Origin of the sequence: Salinispora oceanensis (genome assembly GCF_000383575.1) — a bacterium.
Taxonomy (GTDB): Bacteria; Actinomycetota; Actinomycetes; order Mycobacteriales; family Micromonosporaceae; genus Micromonospora; species Micromonospora oceanensis.
Genome location: NZ_KB911579.1, coordinates 2677278 through 2700477 on the forward strand (window position 1 = coordinate 2677278; position 23200 = coordinate 2700477).

A 23200-nucleotide genomic window follows, 5' to 3' on the forward strand; every position below is an offset into this window, starting at 1 on the left:
CCTATCCACCCGAAACGTCGGAGACAGCAGATGACGCTACGCCGAGTCAATGACCACGAGTACGTCGAAGAGCACGGTGGGGACTACGAGGACTTCGAACCCGGGATGGTGATCCGGCACTGGCCGGGGCGCACCCTCTCCGAAGCCGACAACACCTGGTTGACGCTGTTGACGATGAACCAGCATCCGCTGCACTTCGATCAGCACTACGCCGCCGGTGCCGAGTACGGCCGGGTACTGGTCAACAGCGGCATCACCCTCTGCCTGATCGGCGGGATGACCGTGCAGGCGCTCTCGGCGCGCGCCGTGGCCAATCTGGGCTGGGACAAGGTGCGGCTCAAGGAGCCCGTCTTCGTCGGGGACACCCTCTACGCGACGAGCCGGATCCTGCAGAAGCGGCTGTCGCGGTCGCGTCCCGGCAACGGGATCGTGACGGTGGAGACAACGGGTACGAAAGCGACCGGAGAGCCGGTGATCGTTTTTGAGCGGTCCTTCCTGGTCCGCTGCCGGGAGGCCGAGTGAGTCCGCTGCCGCGCGGCCGGCTGAGTCCGCTGCCGCGCGGCGGCCGAATTCGGTGTCGGGAGGCCGGCACCGCCGACGGGCACGGCACCTGGAAAGGTGCCATAGCCCATCGACCACTTACCACGTGCGGCAAACCGTGGGTCGGCGCCGATGACCCGATCTGGCAGGATGTGTCGGCATGACGAGCGAGAAGCAGGCGAAGGCCAGCCACCGCGGCATTCCCAGCAGCAACGAGTTCCGTGAATTCATCGGCTCCGGATGGGCCAACCCCGACCGCGAGCCCACCCCCCGCGCCGCCGTGGCCGACCACGCCGCCCGGCGCCGGAGCGCGCTGTCGCAGCAGTTCCCCGGCGAGCGGCTCGTCATCCCCGCCGGCGGTCTGAAGGTGCGCAGCAACGACACCGACTACCCGTTCCGGCCGCACACCGCCTTCGCCCACCTCTCCGGCCTCGGCGCGCACACCGACCCGGACAGCGTCCTGGTGCTCGACCCGAAGCCGGGCGGTGGCCACCACGCCATCCTCTACTTCCGGCCGCTGGCCCCGCGAGACAGCGAGGAGTTCTACGCCGACTCCCGTCGTGGCGAGTTCTGGGTGGGTCCGCGCCCGAGCATCGCCGACCGGGAGTCGGAGCTGGGCATCGCCGCGCGGCACATCGACTCGCTCGCCGACGACCTCGCCAAGGACGCCGCCGCCGCCCGGCTGCGGGTGGTCCGGGACGTCGACTCCCGCCTCACCGAGCTGGTGGAGAACGTCCGTACCCAGGCCGGCGCGACCGGTTCGGAGCAGGAGCGGGAGGAGGCGGACGTGGAGTTCGCCCGGCACCTCTCCACGATGCGCCTGATCAAGGACGAGTGGGAGGTGGGCGAGATGCGTAAGGCCGTCGCCGCCACCCACAAGGGCTTCGACGCGATGATCGCCTCGCTGCCCGAGGCGGTCCGCAAGGGCCGCGGCGAGCGTTGGGTCGAGGGCGTCTTCGGCCTCTACTCCCGGCACGAGGGCAACGGCGTCGGCTACGAGTCGATCTGCGCCTCCGGCGACCACGCCAACACGATCCACTGGACGAAGAACACCGGCGAGGTTCGTGAAGGCGACCTGATCCTGATCGACTGTGGGATCGAGATCGACTCGCTCTTCACCGCCGACATCACCCGTACCCTGCCGGTCACCGGTCGCTTCACCGACGTGCAGCGCCGGATCTACGACGCCGTCTACGAGGCGCAGCAGGCCGGGCTGGCCGCGGTGAAGCCGGGCAACAAGTTCAGCGACATCCACGCCGCGGCCAACGCGGTGATCGCCCGGATCCTGCACGAGTGGGGGCTGCTGCCCGAGGGGGTCACCCTGGAGCAGACCCTGGACCGGGAGAAGGGCGGCTGGCACCGCCGCTGGATGGTCCACGGCACCTCGCACCACCTGGGCTTGGACGTGCACGACTGCCAGCTGATGCTGCGCGAGAAGTACATGGACAGCGAGTTGCAGCCGGGCATGATCCTCACCGTCGAGCCGGGCCTCTACTTCAAGTCCGACGACCTGCGGGTGCCGGCGGAGTTCCGCGGCAACGGCGTCCGGATCGAGGACGATGTGCTGGTGACCGAGGACGGCTGCGAGAACCTCTCCGCGGCGATGCCGCGGACCTCCCACGAGGTGGAGGAGTGGATGGCGCGGGTCTGGGCGAACGCCTGACCCACCCACCCCCGTACGACGATGTGGCCCGCGACCGGCGTACCGGTCGCGGGCCACGCTCAGTTGCTCCGCGGACGCAGCTGGCGCCAGGACACGACGGCGCTCGCGGCTGTCGCCAGGGCCAGGGCGCCGAGGACCGCCCCGGCCACCACCGCACCACTGAGCTGCACGGACACGCGGGTCGTGGTCTCGGCGCCGAGACCCGAGGCGACGCCGGCCAGCGCCGGCACGGTGGCGAGCAGACCCAGCACCGAACCGATGATCACCAGTAGTCCGGTCTCGCCGATCGCGACCCCGAGCAGCTGTCGCCGGGTGCCGCCGGCCGACCTCAGCACGGCGAGGCCGCGACGCCGCCCCACCGCCGCCAGAGCCATGCTGTTGGCCACCGCCAGCCCGCTGTAGCCGACCGCGACCACCGTGAGCATGCTCGCCAGGCTGTCGGTCAGCTCGGCGTCGGTGTGGTAGTCCTGCAGCGCGAACTCTTCGGCGTCGTGTAGCCGAGCGCCCGCGCCCAGTCGGGCCGGCGCCTGGTCGGCGGCGAGGAAGATGTTGTCGGTCAGGGCCGTCGGATCGTGCTCCCGGACCGTCTCCCGGGAGAGCACGAACGCGCCGCGGGTCGGGTCCGGGGGCAGCACCTCGGCGACCCGCAACGGGGCGCTACGTCCATCGGCGAAGCGTACGGTGACCGTCGAGCCGGCCCGCACGTTCAGGAGTTCCGCCATCGCGGTGTCCAGGACCGCCTCGCCCGGCCGGGACCAGCGCGGGTCCCGCGACCCGACCCCGTCCAGCACGGTGTCGCCGCCGTCCGGCCGGGTCACGAAGAGGCGGGTCGGCAGCGGCGCCCGACCGGCCGGGTGCGCCCGGACCACCGCATCGCTCAGCCCGGGCGCGTTGCCGGGGTCAATGAGTACCTGCCCCGCCAGCTGCCGGGTGACCTCGGCGGGGTACGCCATCCGCATCGTCTCGACCAGACCACTGATCAAAACGGCGAAGCCCACCGCGACGATGACCGGGGCGGCGATGGAGGCGGCGCGGCGGGGCGAGTTGAGTAGCTCGGCCCGGACGAGCAGCGCGCCCGCGCCGCGGGACCGGCGGGCGAATGCTGCCGTCACCAGGCGTACCAGCGGCCCGATCACGACCGGCGCCAGCAACGCCGCGGCGGCGATGAGGCACATCGACGTCGTGAGGGCCAGGGTGACCCGTCGGTCCGCGTCGCCGACCGCGGTCAGGACGGCCAGCACCAGACCCAGACCGAGGATCGCCAGCCCGGTGGCCCCCCGGCCACGGCCCAACCGGCGCCGCTCCGTCGCGGCGTCGCGCAACGCCTCGATGGGCGCTATCCGGGCCGCCGAGCGGCTGGCCACCCCGGCGCCGAGCACGGCGATCCCGGTGCCGACCGCGCCGGCCGCCAGCAACGGCCACGCCGAGATGACTATCTGGGCGCCGGGCGGGGTGACGTCGAGCCGATCGAGCGACGCCAGCAGGGCGGGCGCGGCGAGGACACCAGCCAGGCAACCGACCACCGAGCCGAGTAGACCGAGCAGGACCGCCTCGCCGAGTACCAGGCGACGGAGCTGGCGCCGGTCGGCGCCGATCAGCCGGAGAAGCCCGATCTCGCGGCGGCGCTGCGCGGTGGCCAACGCCAGGGTGGCGGTAACCACGAAGATCGTGGTGAAGAGCGCCATGATCGTGATCGCGCCGATCAGCTGGGTGCCGAGGAACCGCCGGTGCGTGTGGTGCCCGGGCTCCACCACCCCACGGGCGGTACCGGTCAGCGCGGCGCCGCCGTCGCCGACGAGACTGCCGGCCCGGTCGGCGATCTCCGAGCTGGCGGAACCCGGCGCCACCAGCAGCCCGATCGTGGTCACCCCGGTGTCCCGCCGGGCCGCCTCGGCGTCGGTGAAGTAGAAGCCGGGCCCGGGTACCGTCCCGCTCACCGTGTAGGTGTGTATCCCGTCCGCGTGGCCGATCGGGAGCGTGGCCCCGACGGCCACCCCGAGAACGGAGCTCACCACCACCTCGTGGTCGGAGCGCGGAGCCCGGCCGGCGGTCAGCTCGTACGGCGCCAGCCGGGTGCTGGACCAGCCGTGCCCGGCCTCCACCGCGGCCTCGTCGGGCACCGGCTCGTCGTCAACGAAGGCCTGCGCATAGAAGCTGCGATCGATGATCGCGGCCTCGACGCCGTCGATCCCCTCGAGCTTCCGGACCAGGTCACCGGCTTCGTGCTCGCTCCACGGGACGCGGTCCCGGAGCGTGCCGGTCGGCTCCGCCGCCTGCTTCGCCACCACCAGAACCGGGGCGTTCGCCACCCGCGGCAGAGGTCTCGGCCGGCTCGAGTCGTAGAGCAGGAGGGCTGCGGCGATCAGGCCGACCCCCACCACGACGGCGAGGAAACTGGCGAGAAAGGAACGCCAGTGTTCGCGGAGATTGGCAGCGGCCAGCATCATGCCCCCAGCCGCGCCATCTCGGCGGCGATCCGGCCGGGCTGCGACCCGTCCGCCGGATCGAGCTCCATCCGCTCGGCGATCCGACCATCCTGGAGGAAGACCACCCGGTCGGCGTACGACGCGGCGACCGGATCGTGGGTGACCATGACGGTGGTCTGTGCCCGCTGGTCAACCAGGCGGCGCAGCAGCGACAGCACCTCCCGTGATGCCTCGGTGTCGAGCGCGCCGGTCGGCTCGTCGGCGAAGAGCACATCCGGGCGGGTGATCAGCGCGCGCGCCAACGCGACCCGCTGCTGCTGACCACCGGAGAGCTCGCTCGGCCGGTGCCCGGCGCGCTCGCCCAGGCCGACCGCGGTCAGCGTCCCGGTCACCTCCGCCCGGTCGGGGCGGCGGCCGGCGAAGCGCAGTGGTAGCTCCACGTTCTGCGCCGCGGTCAGGGACGCGACCAGGTTGAAGGCTTGGAAGACGAAGCCGATCCGTTGCCGCCGCAGGGCCGTACGCTGGCGCTCGTCCATCCCGCCGATCTCCTCGCCCGCGACGAAGACCCGTCCCGAGCTGGCCTCGTCCAGACCCGCAGCGCACTGCAGGAGAGTGGACTTGCCGGAGCCGGAGGGGCCCATGATCGCGGTGAAGCTGCCCCGCGGAAAGCTGAGCGAGACCCGCTCCAGCGCCGGAACCTCCGCGCGGCCCCGGTGATACACCTTGCGTACGCGGTCGAGCTCCACCGCCGGTGGGGAGGAAGGTCGAGTAGCAGTCATGCCGTCGATTCGACCGCGTCCAGACTCCACGCGCACTGATCCAGAAGATAGTCCTCAAGGTAGAGTCCGCCCTACTGTGCCAAGCTCCGTTCTGACCTACCGTGGCGCGGTGCGAAGTGATGGTGAGCGGCGAAGCCGGACCGCGTGGCAGGCGCTGGCCCGGCAGCCGCTGGGCTTCCTCACCTCGGCCTGGCCCTGGCGAGCGCTGCTCTACCTGACCTCAGGTCTGCTCGTCGGCGCCGTGACGATGTGCCTCTTCGTGGTGGCGGTCAGCGTCGGCCTCCTCACCGTCGTCGTGGTTGTCGGGGCCGCACTGCTGCTGGCCGCCGCGTTGATGGGGCTGCCCTTCGCCCGCCTGGAACGCTGGCGGCTGCAGCTGGTCGACCTGGATGGACTCCCAAACCCGCACCGACCACCGGCGGGGCAGGGGCCGCGCGCCTGGCTACGTACCCGGCTGAACGAGCCGGCGACCTGGCGGGAACTGGCCCTGCTGGTGATCTCACTGACCGCGCTCTACTGGGTCGACGCCGCCGTACTCGGCCTAGCCTTCGTGGTACCGGCGCTCTGCGTCGGTGCGCCGATCGACGACCCGGCCGCCTGGCCCTGGGCCGTGCTGGGCGGGCTGTTGTTCCTCGCGGCCCCCTACTCCCTGACCGCCTGGGCGGGCGCCCGCGCGGCACTGTGCCGGATCGTCCTCGCGCCCCGGGAAGCCGAAGTCGACCCGCACCTGAAGGAGGTCAGCGAGTCGCGGGCGCGGCTACTCGACGCGTTCGAGACCGAACGGGCGCGCATCGAGCGCGACCTGCACGACGGGGCCCAGCAGCGGCTCGTCGCGCTGAGCGTGACCCTCGGCCTGATCCGCCTGGACCTGCCCGAGACCTCCCCACTGCACCGGCAGCTCGCCGCCGCGCAGGAGCAGGTCGGGCTGGCCCTGGCCGACCTGCGGCACCTGGTCCGAGGCCTGAATCCGCAGGTCCTCACCGACAACGGGCTGGTGGCCGCGATCGAGGACGAGGCCAGCCGGTTTCCGGTTCCGGTCTCGCTCGACCTGCGGCTCACCGGCCGGCTACCGCAGCCGGTCGAGACCGCCGCCTACTACGCTCTCGCCGAGACACTGGCCAATGTGGCCAAGCACAGCCAGGCCACCCAGGTTGAGCTGGTCGGGCGGCACCACGCCGACATCCTGTCCCTGGCAGTCCGGGACAATGGTGTGGGCGGCGCGGAGGTCTCCGGTGGGACCGGGCTGACCGGGCTGGCGGACCGGCTCGCCGTGCTGGACGGGCGGATGCGGGTCTCCAGCCCGCCGGGCGGCCCAACTCTCGTACTGATGGAGATCCCATGCCGCTTCGAGTGACCCTCGCCGAGGACTCCGCCCTGCTCCGGGAGGGGCTGGTGAGCATCCTTGGCCGGTTCGGGCACGACATCGTTGACGCGGTGGCCGACGCCGACTCGTTGACCGAGGCCGTCCAGGCCCGGCGCCCAGACCTCATCATCACCGACGTTCGGATGCCGCCGGGTAACGCCAACGACGGGCTGCGAGCCGCCGTACGGCTGCGCCACCGCCTCCCCCGCCTGCCGGTCCTGGTCCTCAGCCAGTACGTGGACCAGTCGTACGCGGCGCAGCTGCTGGACTCCGACGACGGCGCGGGCGTCGGTTACCTCCTGAAGGACCGGGTCGGCGCGGTGGCGGAGTTCAACAGCGCGGTGGAGCAGGTCGCCGCCGGGGAAACGGTGATCGACCCCGAAGTGGTCCGTCAGCTGATGCGCCGCCGCTCCGACCCGAGGCGCCGGCTGACCGCCCGTGAGCTCGAGGTGCTCGCGCTGATGGCACAGGGCCGCTCCAATGACATGATCGGCCGGCAGCTACACGTCACGGACGCAGCGGTCAACAAGCACATCGGCAACATCTTCTGCAAACTTGACCTGCCGGTCGCCACCGACGGCCACCGGCGGGTGCTCGCGGTGCTGGCCTACCTGCGCAGCTGAAACGCCGGGGCACCAAGGTGGATGGCCGGACGGTCAGGCACCGCCGCGGGCCACCGAACCGATCAACTGGCGCTCGGTGTGGGTCATACTCAGCATGACCCACTGCACCTTGCCCCTGGTGATCAGGCCAACCATCTCCGGGTGCAGCTGGGTGAACCAGCTCTGCACGCTCACCAGCCCCAGCGCGCTCGCCGCCGTCGCCGCCTCCGCCGCCGTCAGCCGCTGGAGTAGCACGATGTCGCTGCGTACCAGGGCGGTGGAGTCCCAGCCGGCCAGGTCGTCGCGGACCACCAGGGTGGCCCGCCACGGCGCGCTCAGCCCCGGGTCGGGGCCGGTGACCGGGCCGGTGTCGACCACGACGAGCTGTGGTTCGGTCGGGTTGGCCGCGGCCGGGGGCGGGATACCCGGCGGCAGGAACGAGGCGATTTCCCGACCGATGACGCAGCGCCGCAGGAAGGCATCCCACTCCCGCTCGCGTCCGGTCTGGATGAAGAGCCGGGCGCCGAGCGCGATGGCGCGGAAGGCGATCAGCTGGGCGCTGCGGACGCCGCCGGTCAGCATCAGCCGGGTCGGTTCGGCGCGGAACAGGCGCAGCCCCACCGGCTCCTGCTGCCGGTTGCGACCGACGACCAGGCCACCGCCGCCAGCGACCAGGCGCAGGCCGCCAACGGATGCGGCGTCGGTGCGGTGCAACCCCATCCGACTGTCCGGGAAAGCGACACTCTTCACCGCAGGAAACCTCCGAGCGGGAGCGTGGCGGCCACCCCGTGGGCGTGCTCGCCGTCGAGTCGTTGCAGCCGACCGCCGTGGCGGCGGATCGCCTCGTGCAGGGCCTGGTCGGCGGCGGCCAGACCGTCCGGCCCGCTGCCCAACAGCCGGAAGGCCGCCTCCATGGCGAGGTCGTCGCCGTCCGCCCGGCTGGCGGCGATCGACACCACGCCCCCGGCGGCGGGAAGTCCCCGCAGCAGCGCGTCGATCTCCCATTGCCCGCTGGGCCAGTCCAGCAGCCGGTGGCAGCTCTGCCGGGCGCCCGTGGTCGACCAGGCCCGCCAGGACTCGCGGGCGAGTGGTTGCTCGCCGGCGCCGCCCGGCGCTACGCGGGTCAGGTGGGTGAGGGTGGTGACGGCGGCGAGCACCTCGTCCCGGTTGAGCATCCGCGCCGCCACCCGCTCCTGCCGCAGCAGCCGTCGGGTCCGCCGAATCACCCCGGTCAGCGTCGGGAGTAGGTCGCGGTCGGTGTGGAAGTCGGGAGTCCGCGCTGCCTGGAGCACCACCCACGCCTGCCGGCTGGCCGGCACGTCCCCATTGGTCAGTTCCCGGTACGCCCGGTCCACCGCCGCCGCGCCGGGGCGGGCACGTGGTGTCGGGGTCACCTGGATGAGCAGCTGCACCACCACCGGCGGTGCCTTCGCGTCTGCCGGTGGCAGGAGCGCAGCGGGGGAGGGCAGGGCCTGCGGAGCGCTCATCAGCAGGGCACCCTCGGTGGGGTCGACATCGAAGACGACGCTCAGCCCGGCCGGGTGGGTCAGCAACACCGCCGGCTGGTCGTCGATCTCGACGCTCTCCAGCTCCACGCCGCGCCCCAGCTGGGCCAGGAGCTGCCGGGCCGGGTCCGGGTCGCCCGCGGTCAGCTGCCGGTGTCGCCTCCGGAAACCCCACCAGACCGAGACCCACTGGTGCAGCCAGCGGCCACGGAACCGGATCGCTGTCGGGGCGAGCGCCAACACCGCCACGACGGCGATCACGGCGGTCAGCGTCGTACTGTGCTGCGTGGCGGCGAGTACCGCCGCCACCCCGGACTGCCATGCGACCAGCTGGAAAACGGTGATCCCACCGATCCGAAGCGGAGGCCGGTACGGCCGCACCCGCCGGGCTGCCGGGGCGTCGGCCGCGGGCGGTGCGACGGTGGCGGTGGCGGACGAGGCGGGGGCTGCCGGCGTCGGCGACGCGGCCGTCGTGGCTGCGGCCGACTGTGCCGCCGCATTGGCCTGTGCCGCCGGGTTGGCCTGTGCCGCTGGGTTGGCCTGTGCTGCCGGGTTGGCCTGTGCTGCCGGGTTGGCCTGTGTCGCTGGGTTGGCCTGTGCTGCCGGCCTGGGTGGTGTTGCCCCTGTTCCCCGGGCGCCGTAGACGGTGCTGGTCGCCGCCCGGCCCTGCGCACGCTGCGCGGCCCAGGCATGACCGGGCCCACTGTCCGCCTGGCTCATTGGCCGGGCGGGCGCCGGCGCACCGGCCTGCTGCCCCGCCGCACCCCGTTGCTCGGGTGGCGGCTGCTGGGCCGGCTGGGCGGCTGCATCCGGGTGGTGCTGCCAACCCGGTTCACCTGGCCGTGCCGCACCCGGATGAGTCACCTCACGTCCTCCTCAGCTGGGCCGCTACCACTCAGTTACCGATCGCGACGCGGATGTCGGCCACCGTCACCGTACGCAGCTCGTCCAGGTTGGGGCGCTGACCAGCCTGGCGCAGCCGCTGCGCCTGGGCCTTGCGTACGCGTTCGAAGAGCTTGCGGGCCTCGCGGGCGTTGCCGAAGTTCTGGTCTCGTTCGATGGTGGCGAAATGCGCCTGGACCAGCTCGGTGGCACCCTCGGCGAGCAGGTACTCGTCGCCGTCGGCGATCCGCTCCACGATGACTGCCAGCTGCTCCGGGCTGTAGTTGCCGAACTCGATGGTCTTGGCGAAGCGGGAGGCGAGACCCGGGTTTGCGTCGAGAAACTGGCGCATCTCCCCGGTGTAGCCGGCGGCGATGACGGCCACCTGGTCGCGGTGATCCTCCATCAGCTTAACCAGCGTGTCGATGGCTTCCTGGCCGAAGTCGCCGCCGCTGCCGAAGGAGCGGGAAAGGGTGTAGGCCTCATCGATGAAGAGCACCCCGCCCCGGGCTGCCTCGAACGCCGCGGCAGTCTTCTCCGCCGTGTGGCCCAGGTACTGGCCGACGAGGTCCCGCCGGGACACCTCCCGGAAGGCCCCGCCCGGTAGCGCGCCGAGCGCCGCCAGCAGCTCGCCGTAGATGCGCGCCACTGTGGTCTTACCGGTGCCCGGCGTGCCCGCAAAAATGAGGTGGTGGCTGATCGTGCCGACCGGTAGCCCGGCACTGCGCCGCCACTCGTTCACCTGAATCTCGTCGATCAGCGCGTGCACCTGCTCCTTCACCGCCTCCAGGCCGACCATGGCCGCCAGCTCAGCCAGGAGCTGCTCGGTGCGTTCGGTGTCCTGCGCCTGCCCGGCCTGCGCCGCCTCCGCCCCGAAAGTGGTGCGCCGGCTGGCGGAGGCCTCCACGATGGTGGGCGTGGCGTCGGCTGCGATCTCGATCGCCGGTAGCGCGGTGTTCTCGGTGGTGCACTCCTCCACTGTGCCCTTGCAGCCGCGGGCGAAAGAGACAGCTGGCCCTCGGGTGTCCCGAATTCGACAGCGTCGCAGCACCGGAGCGCACTGGTGCACCACGGCGATGCCGGCGTGACCGGTCTGGGAGATGTCGCAGGCCTCGATGGTCGGACGACCATACTGGTAGACGTAGATGCCGCGGTTGCCGCAGCGGGTGATCGTGCTGGCGCGGATCGTCGGCGCTGCCCCGATCCGGACGATGATGCCGTCCTCGCTCAGGTCGCTGAACTCGCACCCCTCCACGGTGCCGTCGGAGTCGTCAACGACGAGGCCGTAGCGGGCACCATTGACCCGGCAGCGGGTCACGCTGAACTCCGACCCGCGGGACACCGAGATCGCCGGGCCGAAACCGGCGCTCAGCTCGCAGTTGGTCAGCACAAGTTTCGCCCGCTCGACCGCAACGCCCGGCGCGTCTCCGGCCTTGAGGACCAGATCCCGCAGCTCCAGGCGACCCGAGTTGGCCGAGACCGTGGGGTACTCCCCGGAGGACGCGTCGACGGTCACGGTGCCGGCGCCCTGCGCGGCGACGATGGTGACGGCATAGTCGTTGACGAACAACGCCTCGTGGTAGGTGCCCGGGCTGACGGAGATGACGGCGTCGGTGTCCACCGCCGCGAGCGCGTCACCGATGGATGGATACGCGCCGGGCTGATCCGGGGAGACGAGAAGGGTACGCGTCATGGCTCCGGGCTTCGTGCATCGGCGAAAGGGGTTACGCCGAACGATATCCCAGGCGCTCGACCTGGCGGGGCCCCGTGGCGATGGGCAGGAGGTGCCTCTCGCTCGGTAGCGGGTGTTGGTGCAGCGAGACCGGAGTACTGCCCCTGCGACGAGTGGCGAGTGCTCAGGAATGGCAGGGCCACGCCGCGATCGGGTTGGCCGCTAGGCTCGGTGCCGCACCAAGACGCCTCGGTGCCGCACCAAGAAGCAAGGAGCGGGAGGAACGATGGCCACACTTCGGATGTTGCCGCTCACCGCGGGCGCTCTGCTGCTCAACGGGACCATCCACACGCATACCTCGGTCCGTGGTGACCTTGAGCCCAATCTGCACCCGATGATCCGGTGGTTCCTGGACGAGCTGCCGAGCAGTCAGCGGGAACGCTTCGCCGGCTCCTGCGCCGAGGCCGTGCTCCTCTCCGACCGGCTCTACGAGGCCGAGGCCGAAGGTGGGGGGTCGATCAGCCCGACCCAGGCCCGGTCCCTGCTGTGGGGGGCGAACATATGGGTTACCCGGATCCGGGAGGAGGGCGACCCCCGCGACGACGAGCAACAGCCCCCCTGCCGGTCGTGCGCGGCCCTGCTTGACTGGTTCGGAGTGGAGGGGCTGGCATGAACGACCGCTTCCCACCCCTGGTCGCCGAGGCGCTGCGGGCCGCCGGCTGGGATCCGGGCCGCCGGGATGACGACCGGGCTCAGCAGTGGGCGCTGCGGCTGGCCGCCGACGCCATGCCGGACGGCCGGCAGCACACCATCGTCCGGTCCGCGGTTGAGGCGTACGCCGAGTTCGGTGGCCTGTTGGTTCGCCCGCAGGGCGACGGAGAACAGATCGCGCCCAGCACCTTCCACCTGGATCCGTTTCTGGCCGGCCGCTCGGTGGGCAGCCTCGCCGAGCTTGCCGCAGCCATCGGGGCGCCGCTCACCCCGCTCGGCGAGGAGGGCGACGGCACCGGCATCCTGGCGGTTGACGAACCCGGGCGGGTGTTCGTGCTGGACCACTGCGGCGACTGGTTCCTCGGCGCGGACCTCGACGAGGCGATCACCACGCTGGTGCTGGGTCGACAGCCCCACCGGGTACGTGCGGACGGCACGTGGTAACCGACTGGCGGCCGGCGACGTCGCTGGAGGAGCGGCTGCTGGCCGCCGTCGAGGCCGGAGAGCGGGAGACGTTCCTGGTGGCGCTGGCTGCTGGCCCACTACTGCTGCCGGTGTCACCGGAGGCGACCGCCGGCGCCGCACCGATGGCGTGGCCGACGGGCCGCTACGACGGGGATACCCACGTCATCGCGTTCACCTCCCCCGAGGCGATCGCCGCCGGCCTGCCCGGCCAGTCGGTGAACTATCGCGCCCTCAGCCTCCAGGACCTGGCCACCGACTGGCCGGACGACAGCTGGCTGCTCGCGGTCGACGCCGGTTTGCCGATCGGGGTGCACATCACCGCCGACGAACTGCGGGTAACCGCGGGGCCCGCCGTGGAGGCGGAGCGGGAGCTGCGCCACGCGATCGACCAGCGTAATCCGGACACCCTGACGGCGGCGCTGCTCCGCATGGAACTGCTGCTACCGATCCGGCCGGGCGGGTCCGAGTCGCGGGACCTGTCCGACCCCGAGTTTCCGTGGTGGTGCCTCCCGGACGAACAGGGGCAACTCGGCCTGCCGGTCTTCACCAGCGAGGCACGGCTGCGCCAGGCGCTCGGCGACCATGACGTGATCACCGTCAGCAGTCTCCGGCTGGCCGAGCAGTGGCCGGACCCGTCGTGGCAGCTCCTGTTGAACCCGGGCACGCCGCTGGTGGCGACCCTACCCGGCGCGGCCCTGCGGACCCTGCACGACTGGCTCGGGCAGCTTCGGCAGGTGGTCACCGATGCGACCGAGGAGGAGCGTCAGCGGCGGGAGCCGACCGTCGCGACTCCGGCAGGACCGGGTGTGCCGGCACCGCGGAACGCGCCGGACGCGGAGGACGCTGTTGCTGAGCCCGACCCGGATCTGCCAGTCCGCCTGCAGCTGGTGATTCCACACCGGTACTTGTCTTCCTATCTGGAAGACGGCTACCAGCGGGCCGCCGGTCTGGTGCATGCCTGGGCGGGGCCGGGCCGGGAAACCCCGGCCCGGCTCTACCGCCGGCTCGGTCTGCTGGGCGAGGGTTCGCCGTTCGTGGCGTCCGACGAGTGGGTGGCTGTGCTGCGGTGGGATCCGGATGAGGCGACGCCCGAAGCGTGGGGGCGAGGCCAGCCGCGGATGGAGTCGCTGGTCGTCCCGGACGGAACGGGTCTGCACTGCCTGCACCGGGATGGCCGCGACGAGTTGTTGGCGTGTTTCGACGCGGCTTCCGGGCGTTGGCTTCCGGCTGGTTCCTGATCCGGGGGTGTGGCTAGTCGGGGCGGCGCCAGTGGGCGTCGTCCGTGGGCTGGGTTGGTGGTGTGGTGGCGGGCGCCTGGGGTGCGGCTGCGGTCTCCATCGCCGGTGTTTCGGCCTGTCGCCGCCGCCGGCGTCGGTATCGCAGCAGAAGCAGCACCGGCGTCGTGATCAGCCCGAGGGCGACGAGAACGATCACGATCGTGAGCGTAATTCGGAGGGGCAAGCTCATTGGTTCTGGGTTGTATGCCCGGGCGCGGGCGAGGGTTGGGTTGATTTCGGGTTCTCGGGGGGCTTCGGTACGGGTGGCGCGGCCGTCTGGTTCGCCCGTCAGGGCCGCGCGTAGGTCGAGCTGGCCCCAGCCGTAGTCGAGGTCCTTGCCGGGTTTGCCGGCGTCACGGGTGGTCTCGACCATTCGTTTGAACAGGTCCAGTGAGCCGAGGTTTGGGTATTTCGATTTCACCAGGGCGACGGCGCCGGAGACGAGGGCGGTGGCGCCGCTGTTTCCGGTGAGCGTTGCGTATCCTCCGCCGGGCACTGCTTGGTAGAGGTCTTCGGCGGGTGCGGCGAGGTGGATCTCCCCGGCTGGGAGTGAGCCTTCGCGGCTGGGTTCGCCGTCGCGGTCGGTGCCGGCGACCGCGAGCGTGGCATCGTGCATGGCCGGGTTGCCGATAACCGCGTTCTGCCGGTTACCGATGCCGGCGACGACGATCACGTCGTTCTGGTAGGCCCGCTCGACCGCCTGGTCAAGTGCGCTGTGGTGCGGGCTGCTCAGGGAGACGTTGATGACGTCCGCGCCCTGGTCGACCGCCCAATTGATTGCGTCCCCGATTACGCGGGCATTGATGAACGGCACATTTCCGTTCCTTTGCCCCATGGTCGCCACGGTGACGGGCAGGATTTTGGCTTTGGGTGCGATGCCGAGGACTCCGTCGCGGCCGTCGGGGCCGTGTCCGTGGCCGGCGATGAGGGAGGCCACCGCGGTGCCGTGCCCGGTGCGGTCCTCGTGTCCCTTGGACTCGTCGTCGTAGACATCTTCGCCGGGTAGCACGTTGTCTTTCAGGTCTGGGTGGCTGGCGTCTACGCCGGTGTCGATGACCGCGACGGTAATTCCCTCACCCTGGGTTATTTTGTGTAGCTCGGTTAGCTCGAGGGCGTCGAGGTGCCAGGCGTCTTTCCGGTCAGCAGCGGATGCCGGCAGGACTGACAGGCCGAGGGCCACTACGGCACCGAGTGCCGCGGCGGCGATCGTGGTTACCGGGCGGGGGGCGAGGCGCATTCGCGGTTACCTCCTCTGTGGCCGTAGCGCGGCCGGTTTGGTGGTTGTCACATGGTATGGGCCGGTCACCCGTGGTGGGGGTGACCGACCCGTTGCGGACTAGCTCTGGCCGAGAGTTCTTCCGTGGTGGCGTGGCCGCTGCTCGGTCGGCGTGTCGATGGTGCCGGCCGGGGGTGGGTCCGTGGTCCAGAGCTCGTTGTCGCCTTGGCTCGGGTCCCCGGCTGACCAGGAGACGGCGCCGTGTCTCCAGTTTTGCGTCTCTTCCCCGGCTTGTCGTGCCCCGGTGCGGCGGGTGGGGGTGCCCCGGCGGCCGCCCAGTGATGGTGCGGGTCCGGTGCTGGGCGCTGGTCGGGGGCCGCCGGCTGCCTTCCGGCCGGTGAGGGGGCCGCCGCCCCGGGGTCCGCTGCCGGTTGACGGGTTGGGGCGGTTGGTGGCCGGCGGGATGGGCTGTCCGACGCTTGGCGGGCTGGTGCGTGGGCTGGCGCCGTGCTTGCCGTTGAGGGTGGGCGACGGTGGTGTCGGCTTGGCGGATTTTGTGCGGGGCTGTCCGGGGTGGGGGCTGTGCGGCCCTGGGGTGCCGGTGTTGCCGGGCAGGGTGGGGCGGGACCCTGCGGGGCCCCGATGGGTCGGGTTGGGGGTGCCGGTGCTGGGGGGCGTGGGCTGTTGGGGCGCGGGGCCGCGGGCACCGGGGTTGTTGGCTCCCGGCAGCGTGGGGTGGGGAGTGCTGGGTCGATTGGTGGTGGTCGGCATGGTCGGTCGAGGGTTCGCCGGGCCGCTCACGCCCGGTATTACCGGTGGGGGGGCAGGTGTAGGCGGGGTGGGGGCCGGTGCTGTGGCCGGCGGGGGCCCGAGCGTCGGAGGCGGCGCGGTCACGGTGCCGCCGGCGAGCCCGACGCCGTCGGACAGCTCGGGTGGGGAGGGTTGTGTCACGTCGAGGTGGTCGGGCAGCTCCGGCTGGTCACCGGGCATGGTCGGTGCGGGCGCCTGCAGCCCGGTCGGTGCGTTCGGCCGAGCGGGCAGCGAGGGTTGCTCGGGGTGCGGTGCGGGCGCCTGCAGCCCGGTCGGTGCGTTCGGCCGAGCGGGCAGCGGGATCTGGTCAGCGCTAATCGTGGCTGCATCTATCGGCCCTTTGTACCGGCCGCCGCGATAGATGTTCGTGTAGGAAACGTCCATGAACAGCTCGGCCAGCGGCTTGGCGATGTTCTTCGCACGCTCATGGAAGTCCCGCTGCACCTCCTCGAAGGACTTACCGTTGTTCCAGAGGTCCGGGATTCCTCCCCATGCCCACTGTATTCCCTCGTCGGCCTTTCGCTTTTGGTGTTGGTGCTCCTGCTCGTCTTGGTATGCCACCCAGAGTGCGCGCATGTCTTCTTGGGTCTGTTCGATTTTGCTGGCGACCTGCTCCAAGCCGCTGGCGTGCCGGTCGGCAACCTCCCGCCACTCGTCCAACGAGTGGAGCGCAGCACCCACCTTGGTCATAAAGTGGTGACCCGCGGGCGACTGCCACTTCGCCGCCAGCCCGTCGGCGTGCCGTTTCAGACTCTCCCGAGTGGTCTGCAACAGGACGCTGGTGCGGCGCCAAGCCTCAGCCAGAGCGACGGTGCGCTCGTCGCTCTCGTGGCGGACGTATTCCCACATCTGCTCGATGTCGAGCTTGTCCCAGGGGGTGGGCGAGTAGGATACTCCTGGGTCCTCAGCGTAGTCGTCATTATCTCCGGCGAAGAACCCATGGGCCGTCGTGGGGGTTGGCTCATACCCGTAGTACTGGTCTCTCATCCCCGCTCCTCAACACTCCCGTCCCCGCCGTCAGCTCTGTAGGTCGATGTCTGCCGGGGCCACCTCGTCGCCGTGCATCCCCTCATCGTCGCCCTGGATCTGGTAGGTAGCAGAACCCTCACCGATCGTCTCTGGCTGGTGCAGCGTCGAAAGCCCCTCAACGCCGCCACCGCCCACGCTGACGGCGAAATCTTCTTCGAAGCGGGCACGGTGCTCGCTCGAAATTGTGTTGGCCGAGTCTCCCTGTCCCTCGTTGTCCTGCTGCCAGGCAGCGCTGAGAGTGTTCTGGCCGCCAATACCCGCGAATGCGCCCAGGACGTCGTCGTTGGTTGCCTCGGCGAGAGCGTCTTCGGTGAGGTAGCCAGCGGAGATCGTTTTGGCCGCTACGCTGAGCGACATCAGGCCCTTCGTTACCTCGTCGAGCAATTTCATCATCGCGTTAACACTTGCGGTGTGGGTGCCTTGAAAGTACTTGCCCTCGTTCATCCCGCCCGTGCCGAACGGTGCCCTTACCTGGAGCATTGGCGCCACGCCATGCTGATAGCTGGGAGTAAAGTTGGCGTTTAGTTCATCCATGATGGCAGCCGCGAAGTCGTCGAGCTGCTGGATGTCGACGTCGATGTTCTCCCCGGCGAGCCAGTCGTCGCCCATGTGTCTCCCCCGATCGCTCACCCATCAGCGGCGCACGCGACCAATCAGGAAACTGACCTTATGTGGCTTGTGTCCTAATTGGGTAACCATGCAGCGGCAGGCTGAGTATCCACTCTGGTAGAGCATAGCGTCATCGCGCAACCCCGTCGGGTGCTCATGCCTGCGACGGAAGATTCACCAGCTGCACCAATCGGGTGCCCTCCCGCCGGGTGACCAGCCAGCCCCGACCCGGTGGCAGTGGCCCGGGGCGGACGGTGCCGAGCAGCACCCCCTCGTCCCGGTTGCCGGACATCACGATGCCCGGGGTGCTGATCTCCCGCAGTCGCATCAGTACCGGCTCGTAGAGGGCCCGGCTCGCGCCGCCGGTGCGGCGGGCGATGATCAGGTGCAAACCGATGTCCCGGGCCTGCGGCAGGAACTCCAGCAGCGGCATCAGTGGGTTGCTGCCCGCCCCCGCCACCAGGTCATAGTCGTCAACCAGGAGGTAGAGATCAGGCCCCTTCCACCAGCTGCGCGCCCGCAACTCGTCGGGCTTGACGTCGTTGGGGGGCAGCCGGTCCCGCATCACGGCGGCGACCTCGGCGACGATGTTCTCGGTGAGCTGCGCCGATGATCCGTACCCGACCAGGTGATCGGTGGTGATGTCGCCGAGCATGCTACGGCGGTAGTCGACGAGGATCAGTCGTGCCTCGTTCGGCTCGTTGCGGTCGACGATCGACTGGGCCAGTGCCCGTAGGAAGGTGCTCTTGCCGGACTCCCCGTCGCCGAAGAGCAGGAAGTGCGGGTCGGCGGCGAGATCCAGGTGTACCGGCTGGAGGTCCACCTCGGCGATGCCGATCGGCACGCCGGGCCGTCCGGTGGAGGGCAGGCTGCCGTACGGGACCACCGGCGGGAGTAGGCGGATCGGCGGTGCTCCCGGCCCCTCCCAGGCGGCGGCGAGGTCGTTGATCAGCTTTCGGGACCCCTCGGGCAGGCTCTCCTGCTCCTGAGCGCCGTCGGCGCGGGGCAGCGCGGCGAGGAAGTGCTGACCGTCGGGGTTGATTCCCCGGCCGGGTGACTTCTCCGGTACGTTGATCGCCGCGCGTCGATCCAACATGGAGTCACCCGCGTCCGCCAGCCAGAGCTCCAGCCGGGTGCCGAAAACGTCCCGGACAGCCGGGCGCAGGTCCATCCAGCGTCCGGCGGTAACGATCAGGTGAATGCCGAAGGAGAGCCCCCGGTTTGCGATGTCGCTGATCGCTGGCTCAAGGTCCTCGAACTCGGTACGAATCGTGGACCAGCCGTCAACGACGAGGAAGACATCGCCGAACGGGTCGTCGGTGTGCTGGCCGTGCCGGCGAGCGCGCCGGTACGCGGCCATCGAGTCCACCCCGCGCTCACCGAACCGCCGCTCCCGCACACCCATCAGCAGCTGCAACTCGGCGATCGTCCGCCGGACCAGACCGGCGTCGAGCCGGGTCGCCACCGCGCCGACGTGCGGCAGGTCGCGCAGGGAGGAGAGCGCGTTGCTGGTCAGGTCGAGGCAGTAGACCTGTGCCTCACGTGGCGTGTGGGTCAGCGCCAGGGAGGTGACGATCGTCCGCAGCAGGGTGCTCTTGCCGCTCTGTGGACCGCCCACGATCACCGCGTGGCCGGCGGCGCCCGCCAGGTCAAACCAGAGCACGTCCCGACGCTGCTCGAACGGCTTGTCGATGATGCCGGTGGCCACCTGGAGCTCGCCGACCAGGCCGGCGTGCGCCACCGTCACCCCCCGGTCCGGGTCCGCGGTCAGCGGTGGCAGGAGCTGGTCCAGCGTCGGCGGCTCCGCGAGTGGGGGCAGCCACACCTGGTGGGCCGGCGTACCGCGGCCGGTGAGCTGGCTGACCAGGATGTCCAGCAGGCTTTCGCCGCTGCCCGCGGCGGCGTCGGGTTCCGGCGTCACCTCCTTCTCGGTCGGTGTCACCGGCGGCGCGACGTAGCTGGTGCTGTACTCCAGCACCCGTGTCTCGCTGTCACCGGCGGCGACCGCCGTCGCCGTCTCACTGCGGTAGACGCCGGAGACGTACGAGGCCCTGAACCGGACCAGCGGTTCGGTACCAAAGCGGAGGTAGCCGTGGCCCGGCGAATTGGGCAGCTCGTACGCGTCGGTGGCGCCGAGTACCGCCCGGCTCTCCATGGCGGAGAAGGTCCGCAGCCCGATCCGGTACGACAGGTGGGTGTCCAGGCCACGCAGCCGGCCTTCCTCCAGCTTCTGGGTGGCCAGCAGCAGGTGGACACCGAGCGACCGGCCAACTCGACCGATCTGCACGAACATTTCAATGAAGTCTGGCTTGTCCCGAAGTAGCTCGGAAAACTCGTCGCAGATGATGAGCAGGCTCGGCAGGGGAGCCAGGGGCGCCCCCGCGGCCCGAGCCTTCTCATAGTCGCGCTGCGAGGCGTAGTTGCCCGCCGCGCGCAGCAACTCCTGCCGGCGTACCAGCTCACCGTTGATCGCGTCGGCCATGCGGTCCACGAGTGGCAACTCGTCAACGAGGTTGGTAATGACCGCGCTGCTGTGTGGGAGGGCGTCCAACCGGGTGAAGGTCGCGCCACCCTTGAAGTCGATCAAAACGAAGTTCAGGTTCTCCGAGTTGTGCGTGGCGGCGAGCGCCAGCACCAGCGTACGCAGCAGCTCCGACTTACCGGAGCCGGTCGCGCCGATCAGCAGGCCGTGTGGGCCCATGCCGTCCTGTGCTGACTCCTTGAGGTCGAGTTCGATCGGAGCGCCGTCGGTGCCGGTACCGATCGGCACCCGCAGCCGGTCCCGGTTCGGCCGTGGCTGCCAGGCTGCCTCCAGGTCGAACTCGTGCGGGTTACCGATGTTGAGCAGGTCGACCAGGCCCACATCGGCACTGAGGGAGCTGTCACCGCCACGGGACGCGGCCGACAGCCGCAACGGGGTCAGCTGCATGGCGAGGGCCTCGATCTCGGTGAGCCGGCACTGGTCGGCGCGCCCGATCTCAGTCGTGCCATCCACAGTGGTGCTCTCGAGCTTGTTGTCCGCGGTGACCTCGAGCACCAGTCGAGTCCGATCCAGCAGCCGCGGCGCCGGGTTGGAGAGGTCGAGCAGGGTGACGCCCTCCACGCCGCCCTCGGTCATCAGGTGATCTGAGGCAGCGATGTCGCCGCCGTCAATGACGACCAGGACGTGCGGCCCGTTCACCTGGGAGGTGCTGCCGGTGGGGTTGTAGCGCGGCCGGCTGGCCAGCACGTCGTCGAGCATCGCCTCCAGCCCGGCGGCCGAGGGCGCGACGAGCCTCAGCTGGCCGAGCGCGTCGGTACGACTCGGGTGCAGCCCATGCGGCAGCCACTTCGTCCACTCCCACGCAGCCCGCTGATCCGGGGCGACGCAGATCGCCACGAGTAGGTCGTCCGGGGCGTGGAAGGCGGTGGCCTGGGCGAGCATCGAACGGACCAGGCCTCGTACCGCCTCGTCGTCGCCGCGCAGGTGCACCCGGGCGAAGCCGTTGAGGGCCATCGTCAACGGCAGGTCCGGCACCTCCCCGTAGGTAGTCAGGAAGCGGCGCAGGGCCAGGGCGCACATCGGCTCGAGCTTTTCCAACGTCGTCCCCGGTGGCGGGACCAGTGGGGTGGAGAGTTCCTGCGACCCAAGCCCGATCCGAACGGTCGCGAAATCGACGTCTCCCCGTCGGCGCTCCCACAACCGTGGGCCGACCGGAACGGACCAGAGTGCACTCGGCTCCGGGTGCCGGTAGAACGCGGCTTCGCGTTGCTTCTGAACGGTCTTGAGAACCCGACGGCGCTGCCGAGACAGGTGCGTCATGTACTCGCGTCGTTGCTGCAGCATTTCCTGCTTGCTCGGACCACCGGAGTTGTTGGCGATCTGCGAGGCGAGCATTCCGATCGCGGAGAGGCCGAAAAGGCCTCCGGCGACGTAGCGAATGGTGTTGCCACTCTGGCCGGCGAACATCAGCGCCATCGCGAACGAACCGGCGAGCATCGGCAGCATCATCAGCATCTGCCCCCAGCTGCGCCCGCCCGGCGCTGGCACCTCGGGCGGCGCCTCCAGCAAGACCTCGCCGGACGGGTACTCCGGTTCCGGTTGCCGAGCCGGGCGTTTCACAACGATGGTGCTCACTTGTCAGACCTCCCCGCTGATGCCTGGACTCGATCGAAAGGAACCGGTGCCCACGCCACCGCACATGGTAGGTAGCCTCTTCTCGTCATGACAGCCGCGGGCCCGTTTTGGTCCGCTCCTCGTCGGAGGGGGCGTCAGTGGTTACCCAGGCCGGAACCGGACTCGCACGCATCGCCATCGTCGCCCCAGACCGGCGACTCGATCTAGCCCTACCGGAGCACCTACCGCTGGTTGGAATGCTGCCTGCCGTGTTACGCCAGGCAGCGGAGCACCCATCAGACGGGACGGCCCACGGGGGCTGGATGCTACGCCGCACCGACGGCACTGCCATTGATCTGAACCGTACGTTGGCGGCGCAGAACATCCGAGACGGGGAGACGCTGCACCTGGCGCCGCGCCGTACCGAATGGCCAGAGCTGTCGTACGACGACCTGATGGAGGCGGTCGCCGCCGGCGCGCGGCGCCGCGGGATCGCCTGGAATCCACTCGCGACTCGCCTGACCGGGCTGATTGTCGCCAGTGCGCTGCTGCTGACCGGCCTGGCCGTCATCCTCGGATCGGAGGAGCCCGGCTGGCTCGGTGGCGTGATCGCTCTCAGCGCCGCCGCCGGGCTGCTACTGGGCGGGATTGTGCTCTCCCGGGCGATGGCCGACTCGCTCGCCGGGGCGGTGCTGGCCGCCGCCGGCCTGCCCTATGCCTTCGTCGGCGGGGTCCTGGTGATCGGGACCGGGGAATCCGTCTGGGCGCTCGGCGCGCCACACATACTGCTCGGCTCCGCCGTCCTGCTCCTCACCGGCCTACTCGGCATCCTCGGGGTGGGGGATGCTGCCCGGGTCTTCGTCGCGGCGGTCTACGCCGGAATCTGGGGCATGCTCGGCGGGTTGTTCGCCCTTGGCTCGCTCGACGCCGTACAGGGCGCGGCGATCGTGGTCAGTGGGGTGACGCTGCTGCTGCCGGCGATGCCGCTGCTCGCGGTGCGGCTGGGCAAGGTACCGATGCCGGCGCTGCCCCGGACCGTTGAGGACCTGCTGCGCGACGAGCCGCAGCCGCGGCGGGAGGCGGTCTACCAGGCGACTGCCCGGGCCGACGAGGTGCTCACGGGCATGATCTTCGGCTCGATCGTGGTCACCGTCGGTTGCCTGATTGTGCTGACCGCGGCGGGTTCGGTCTCCGCTCTGGTGTTGACCGGAGTCGTCTCCCTCGGCTACCTGCTGCGGGCCCGACTGGTGTCGACCGTGCGGCATCGGGTGCCCATGCTCGTCGGAGGGCTCGTCGGGCTGGCCCTGTTGCCCCTGGTCGGCGCGGCTGATGCCGAGACGGTGGTGCGGGTGCTGGCGGTGCTGCCGGTGGCGATGGTCGCGGCCGGGATCTCGGTGAGCGCTGGGCTCGCCTACAGCCGACGAGCCCCGTCCCCACGCCTGGCCCGGTTCGGGGACTTCCTCGATATTCTGCTGCAGCTCGCGGTGGTGCCGGTGGCGTGCGGTGTGTTGGGCCTGTACACGTTCATGCGTGCCTTGAACGGCTGAGCCGCCGG

Annotated in this window: 17 protein-coding genes; 8 read left to right on the forward strand and 9 right to left on the reverse strand. The window is 70.6% G+C overall.

The features are described 5' to 3' along the window. Positions 1–30: 30 nt before the first annotated feature. Both SALPAC4_RS0112540 and SALPAC4_RS0112545 read left to right on the forward strand, forming a co-directional pair. Complete coding sequence (locus tag SALPAC4_RS0112540; protein ID WP_019870622.1) at positions 31–522, forward strand: MaoC family dehydratase; 492 nt, start codon at positions 31–33, stop codon at positions 520–522. Positions 523–700: 178 nt separating this feature from the next. Then, positions 701–2203 (forward strand): aminopeptidase P family protein, encoded by a 1503-nt coding sequence (locus tag SALPAC4_RS0112545; RefSeq protein WP_019870623.1) that lies wholly within the window; start codon positions 701–703, stop codon positions 2201–2203. A gap of 59 nt (positions 2204–2262) precedes the next feature. Here SALPAC4_RS0112545 and SALPAC4_RS0112550 read toward each other — a convergent pair whose 3' ends face one another. Continuing rightward, entirely contained in the window at positions 2263–4647 is a 2385-nt protein-coding gene (locus SALPAC4_RS0112550; protein ID WP_019870624.1) for an ABC transporter permease, read from the reverse strand. Beyond that, complete coding sequence (locus SALPAC4_RS0112555) at positions 4647–5375, reverse strand: ABC transporter ATP-binding protein (RefSeq protein ID WP_019870625.1); 729 nt, start codon at positions 5373–5375, stop codon at positions 4647–4649. The genes SALPAC4_RS0112550 and SALPAC4_RS0112555 overlap by 1 nt, the downstream gene beginning before the upstream one ends. A 142-nt stretch (positions 5376–5517) precedes the next feature. On the opposite strand from SALPAC4_RS0112555, the gene SALPAC4_RS0112560 reads away from it, so the two are divergent. After that, on the forward strand, positions 5518–6762 hold the full coding sequence (locus SALPAC4_RS0112560) for a sensor histidine kinase (protein ID WP_019870626.1): 1245 nt from the start codon (positions 5518–5520) through the stop codon (positions 6760–6762). Next, the gene (locus SALPAC4_RS0112565; RefSeq protein ID WP_019870627.1) at positions 6759–7394 is read left to right on the forward strand and encodes a response regulator transcription factor; all 636 of its coding nucleotides are present in this window, start codon (positions 6759–6761) and stop codon (positions 7392–7394) included. The genes SALPAC4_RS0112560 and SALPAC4_RS0112565 overlap by 4 nt, the downstream gene beginning before the upstream one ends. Before the next feature lie 33 nt (positions 7395–7427). Here the strand turns inward: SALPAC4_RS0112565 and SALPAC4_RS0112570 are convergent, their stop codons facing one another. Genes SALPAC4_RS0112570 through SALPAC4_RS0112580 form a run of 3 tightly spaced genes read right to left on the reverse strand, consistent with a single transcriptional unit; the run spans position 7428 to position 11453 of the window. Next, positions 7428–8123: a hypothetical protein gene (locus SALPAC4_RS0112570; RefSeq protein ID WP_029126516.1), complete on the reverse strand. Its 696-nt coding sequence runs from the start codon at positions 8121–8123 to the stop codon at positions 7428–7430. Beyond that, entirely contained in the window at positions 8120–9742 is a 1623-nt protein-coding gene (gene eccE, locus SALPAC4_RS0112575; protein WP_162562134.1) for a type VII secretion protein EccE, read from the reverse strand. Before eccE ends, SALPAC4_RS0112570 begins: the two co-directional genes overlap by 4 nt. A gap of 31 nt (positions 9743–9773) precedes the next feature. After that, positions 9774–11453 (reverse strand): right-handed parallel beta-helix repeat-containing protein, encoded by a 1680-nt coding sequence (locus SALPAC4_RS0112580; RefSeq protein ID WP_019870628.1) that lies wholly within the window; start codon positions 11451–11453, stop codon positions 9774–9776. A gap of 265 nt (positions 11454–11718) precedes the next feature. Between SALPAC4_RS0112580 and SALPAC4_RS0112585 the strand changes: the two genes are divergently transcribed. Genes SALPAC4_RS0112585 through SALPAC4_RS0112595 form a run of 3 tightly spaced genes read left to right on the forward strand, consistent with a single transcriptional unit; the run spans position 11719 to position 13846 of the window. After that, positions 11719–12105 carry a YwqJ-related putative deaminase gene (locus SALPAC4_RS0112585; protein WP_033664086.1) on the forward strand — a complete coding sequence of 129 codons (387 nt, stop codon included), beginning with the start codon at positions 11719–11721 and terminating at the stop codon, positions 12103–12105. After that, a complete protein-coding gene (locus SALPAC4_RS0112590) occupies positions 12102–12587 on the forward strand; it encodes an SUKH-3 domain-containing protein (RefSeq protein ID WP_019870630.1) in 486 nt (161 codons plus the stop codon). Before SALPAC4_RS0112585 ends, SALPAC4_RS0112590 begins: the two co-directional genes overlap by 4 nt. Continuing rightward, complete coding sequence (locus SALPAC4_RS0112595) at positions 12581–13846, forward strand: SseB family protein (protein ID WP_019870631.1); 1266 nt, start codon at positions 12581–12583, stop codon at positions 13844–13846. The genes SALPAC4_RS0112590 and SALPAC4_RS0112595 overlap by 7 nt, the downstream gene beginning before the upstream one ends. Positions 13847–13859: 13 nt before the next feature. Here SALPAC4_RS0112595 and mycP read toward each other — a convergent pair whose 3' ends face one another. The 4 genes from mycP to SALPAC4_RS0112615 form a co-directional block, all read right to left on the reverse strand. Beyond that, on the reverse strand, positions 13860–15122 hold the full coding sequence (gene mycP / locus SALPAC4_RS0112600; RefSeq protein WP_019870632.1) for a type VII secretion-associated serine protease mycosin: 1263 nt from the start codon (positions 15120–15122) through the stop codon (positions 13860–13862). A gap of 99 nt (positions 15123–15221) precedes the next feature. Continuing rightward, the gene (locus tag SALPAC4_RS0112605) at positions 15222–16898 is read right to left on the reverse strand and encodes a WXG100 family type VII secretion target (protein ID WP_027644563.1); all 1677 of its coding nucleotides are present in this window, start codon (positions 16896–16898) and stop codon (positions 15222–15224) included. Positions 16899–16928: 30 nt separating this feature from the next. Further along, positions 16929–17549, reverse strand: coding sequence for a hypothetical protein (locus SALPAC4_RS0112610; protein ID WP_019870633.1), 621 nt, complete (start codon positions 17547–17549; stop codon positions 16929–16931). A 154-nt stretch (positions 17550–17703) separates the two neighbouring features. Continuing rightward, entirely contained in the window at positions 17704–21666 is a 3963-nt protein-coding gene (locus tag SALPAC4_RS0112615; RefSeq protein WP_019870634.1) for a type VII secretion protein EccC, read from the reverse strand. A 137-nt stretch (positions 21667–21803) separates the two neighbouring features. Between SALPAC4_RS0112615 and eccD the strand changes: the two genes are divergently transcribed. Beyond that, on the forward strand, positions 21804–23192 hold the full coding sequence (eccD, locus tag SALPAC4_RS0112620; protein ID WP_019870635.1) for a type VII secretion integral membrane protein EccD: 1389 nt from the start codon (positions 21804–21806) through the stop codon (positions 23190–23192). Positions 23193–23200 lie beyond the last annotated feature (8 nt).

Excerpts from the sequence above, each read along its gene's own strand:
- SALPAC4_RS0112540 (WP_019870622.1), top strand. The coding sequence starts at position 31 with ATGACGCTACGCCGAGTCAATGACCACGAGTACGTCGAAGAGCACGGT.
- SALPAC4_RS0112545 (WP_019870623.1), top strand. The coding sequence starts at position 701 with ATGACGAGCGAGAAGCAGGCGAAGGCCAGCCACCGCGGCATTCCCAGC.
- SALPAC4_RS0112550 (WP_019870624.1), bottom strand. The coding sequence starts at position 4,647 with ATGCTGGCCGCTGCCAATCTCCGCGAACACTGGCGTTCCTTTCTCGCC.
- SALPAC4_RS0112580 (WP_019870628.1), bottom strand. The coding sequence starts at position 11,453 with ATGACGCGTACCCTTCTCGTCTCCCCGGATCAGCCCGGCGCGTATCCA.
- SALPAC4_RS0112585 (WP_033664086.1), top strand. The coding sequence starts at position 11,719 with ATGGCCACACTTCGGATGTTGCCGCTCACCGCGGGCGCTCTGCTGCTC.
- SALPAC4_RS0112590 (WP_019870630.1), top strand. The coding sequence starts at position 12,102 with ATGAACGACCGCTTCCCACCCCTGGTCGCCGAGGCGCTGCGGGCCGCC.
- mycP (WP_019870632.1), bottom strand. The coding sequence starts at position 15,122 with ATGCGCCTCGCCCCCCGCCCGGTAACCACGATCGCCGCCGCGGCACTC.
- SALPAC4_RS0112605 (WP_027644563.1), bottom strand. The coding sequence starts at position 16,898 with ATGAGAGACCAGTACTACGGGTATGAGCCAACCCCCACGACGGCCCAT.
- SALPAC4_RS0112610 (WP_019870633.1), bottom strand. The coding sequence starts at position 17,549 with ATGGGCGACGACTGGCTCGCCGGGGAGAACATCGACGTCGACATCCAG.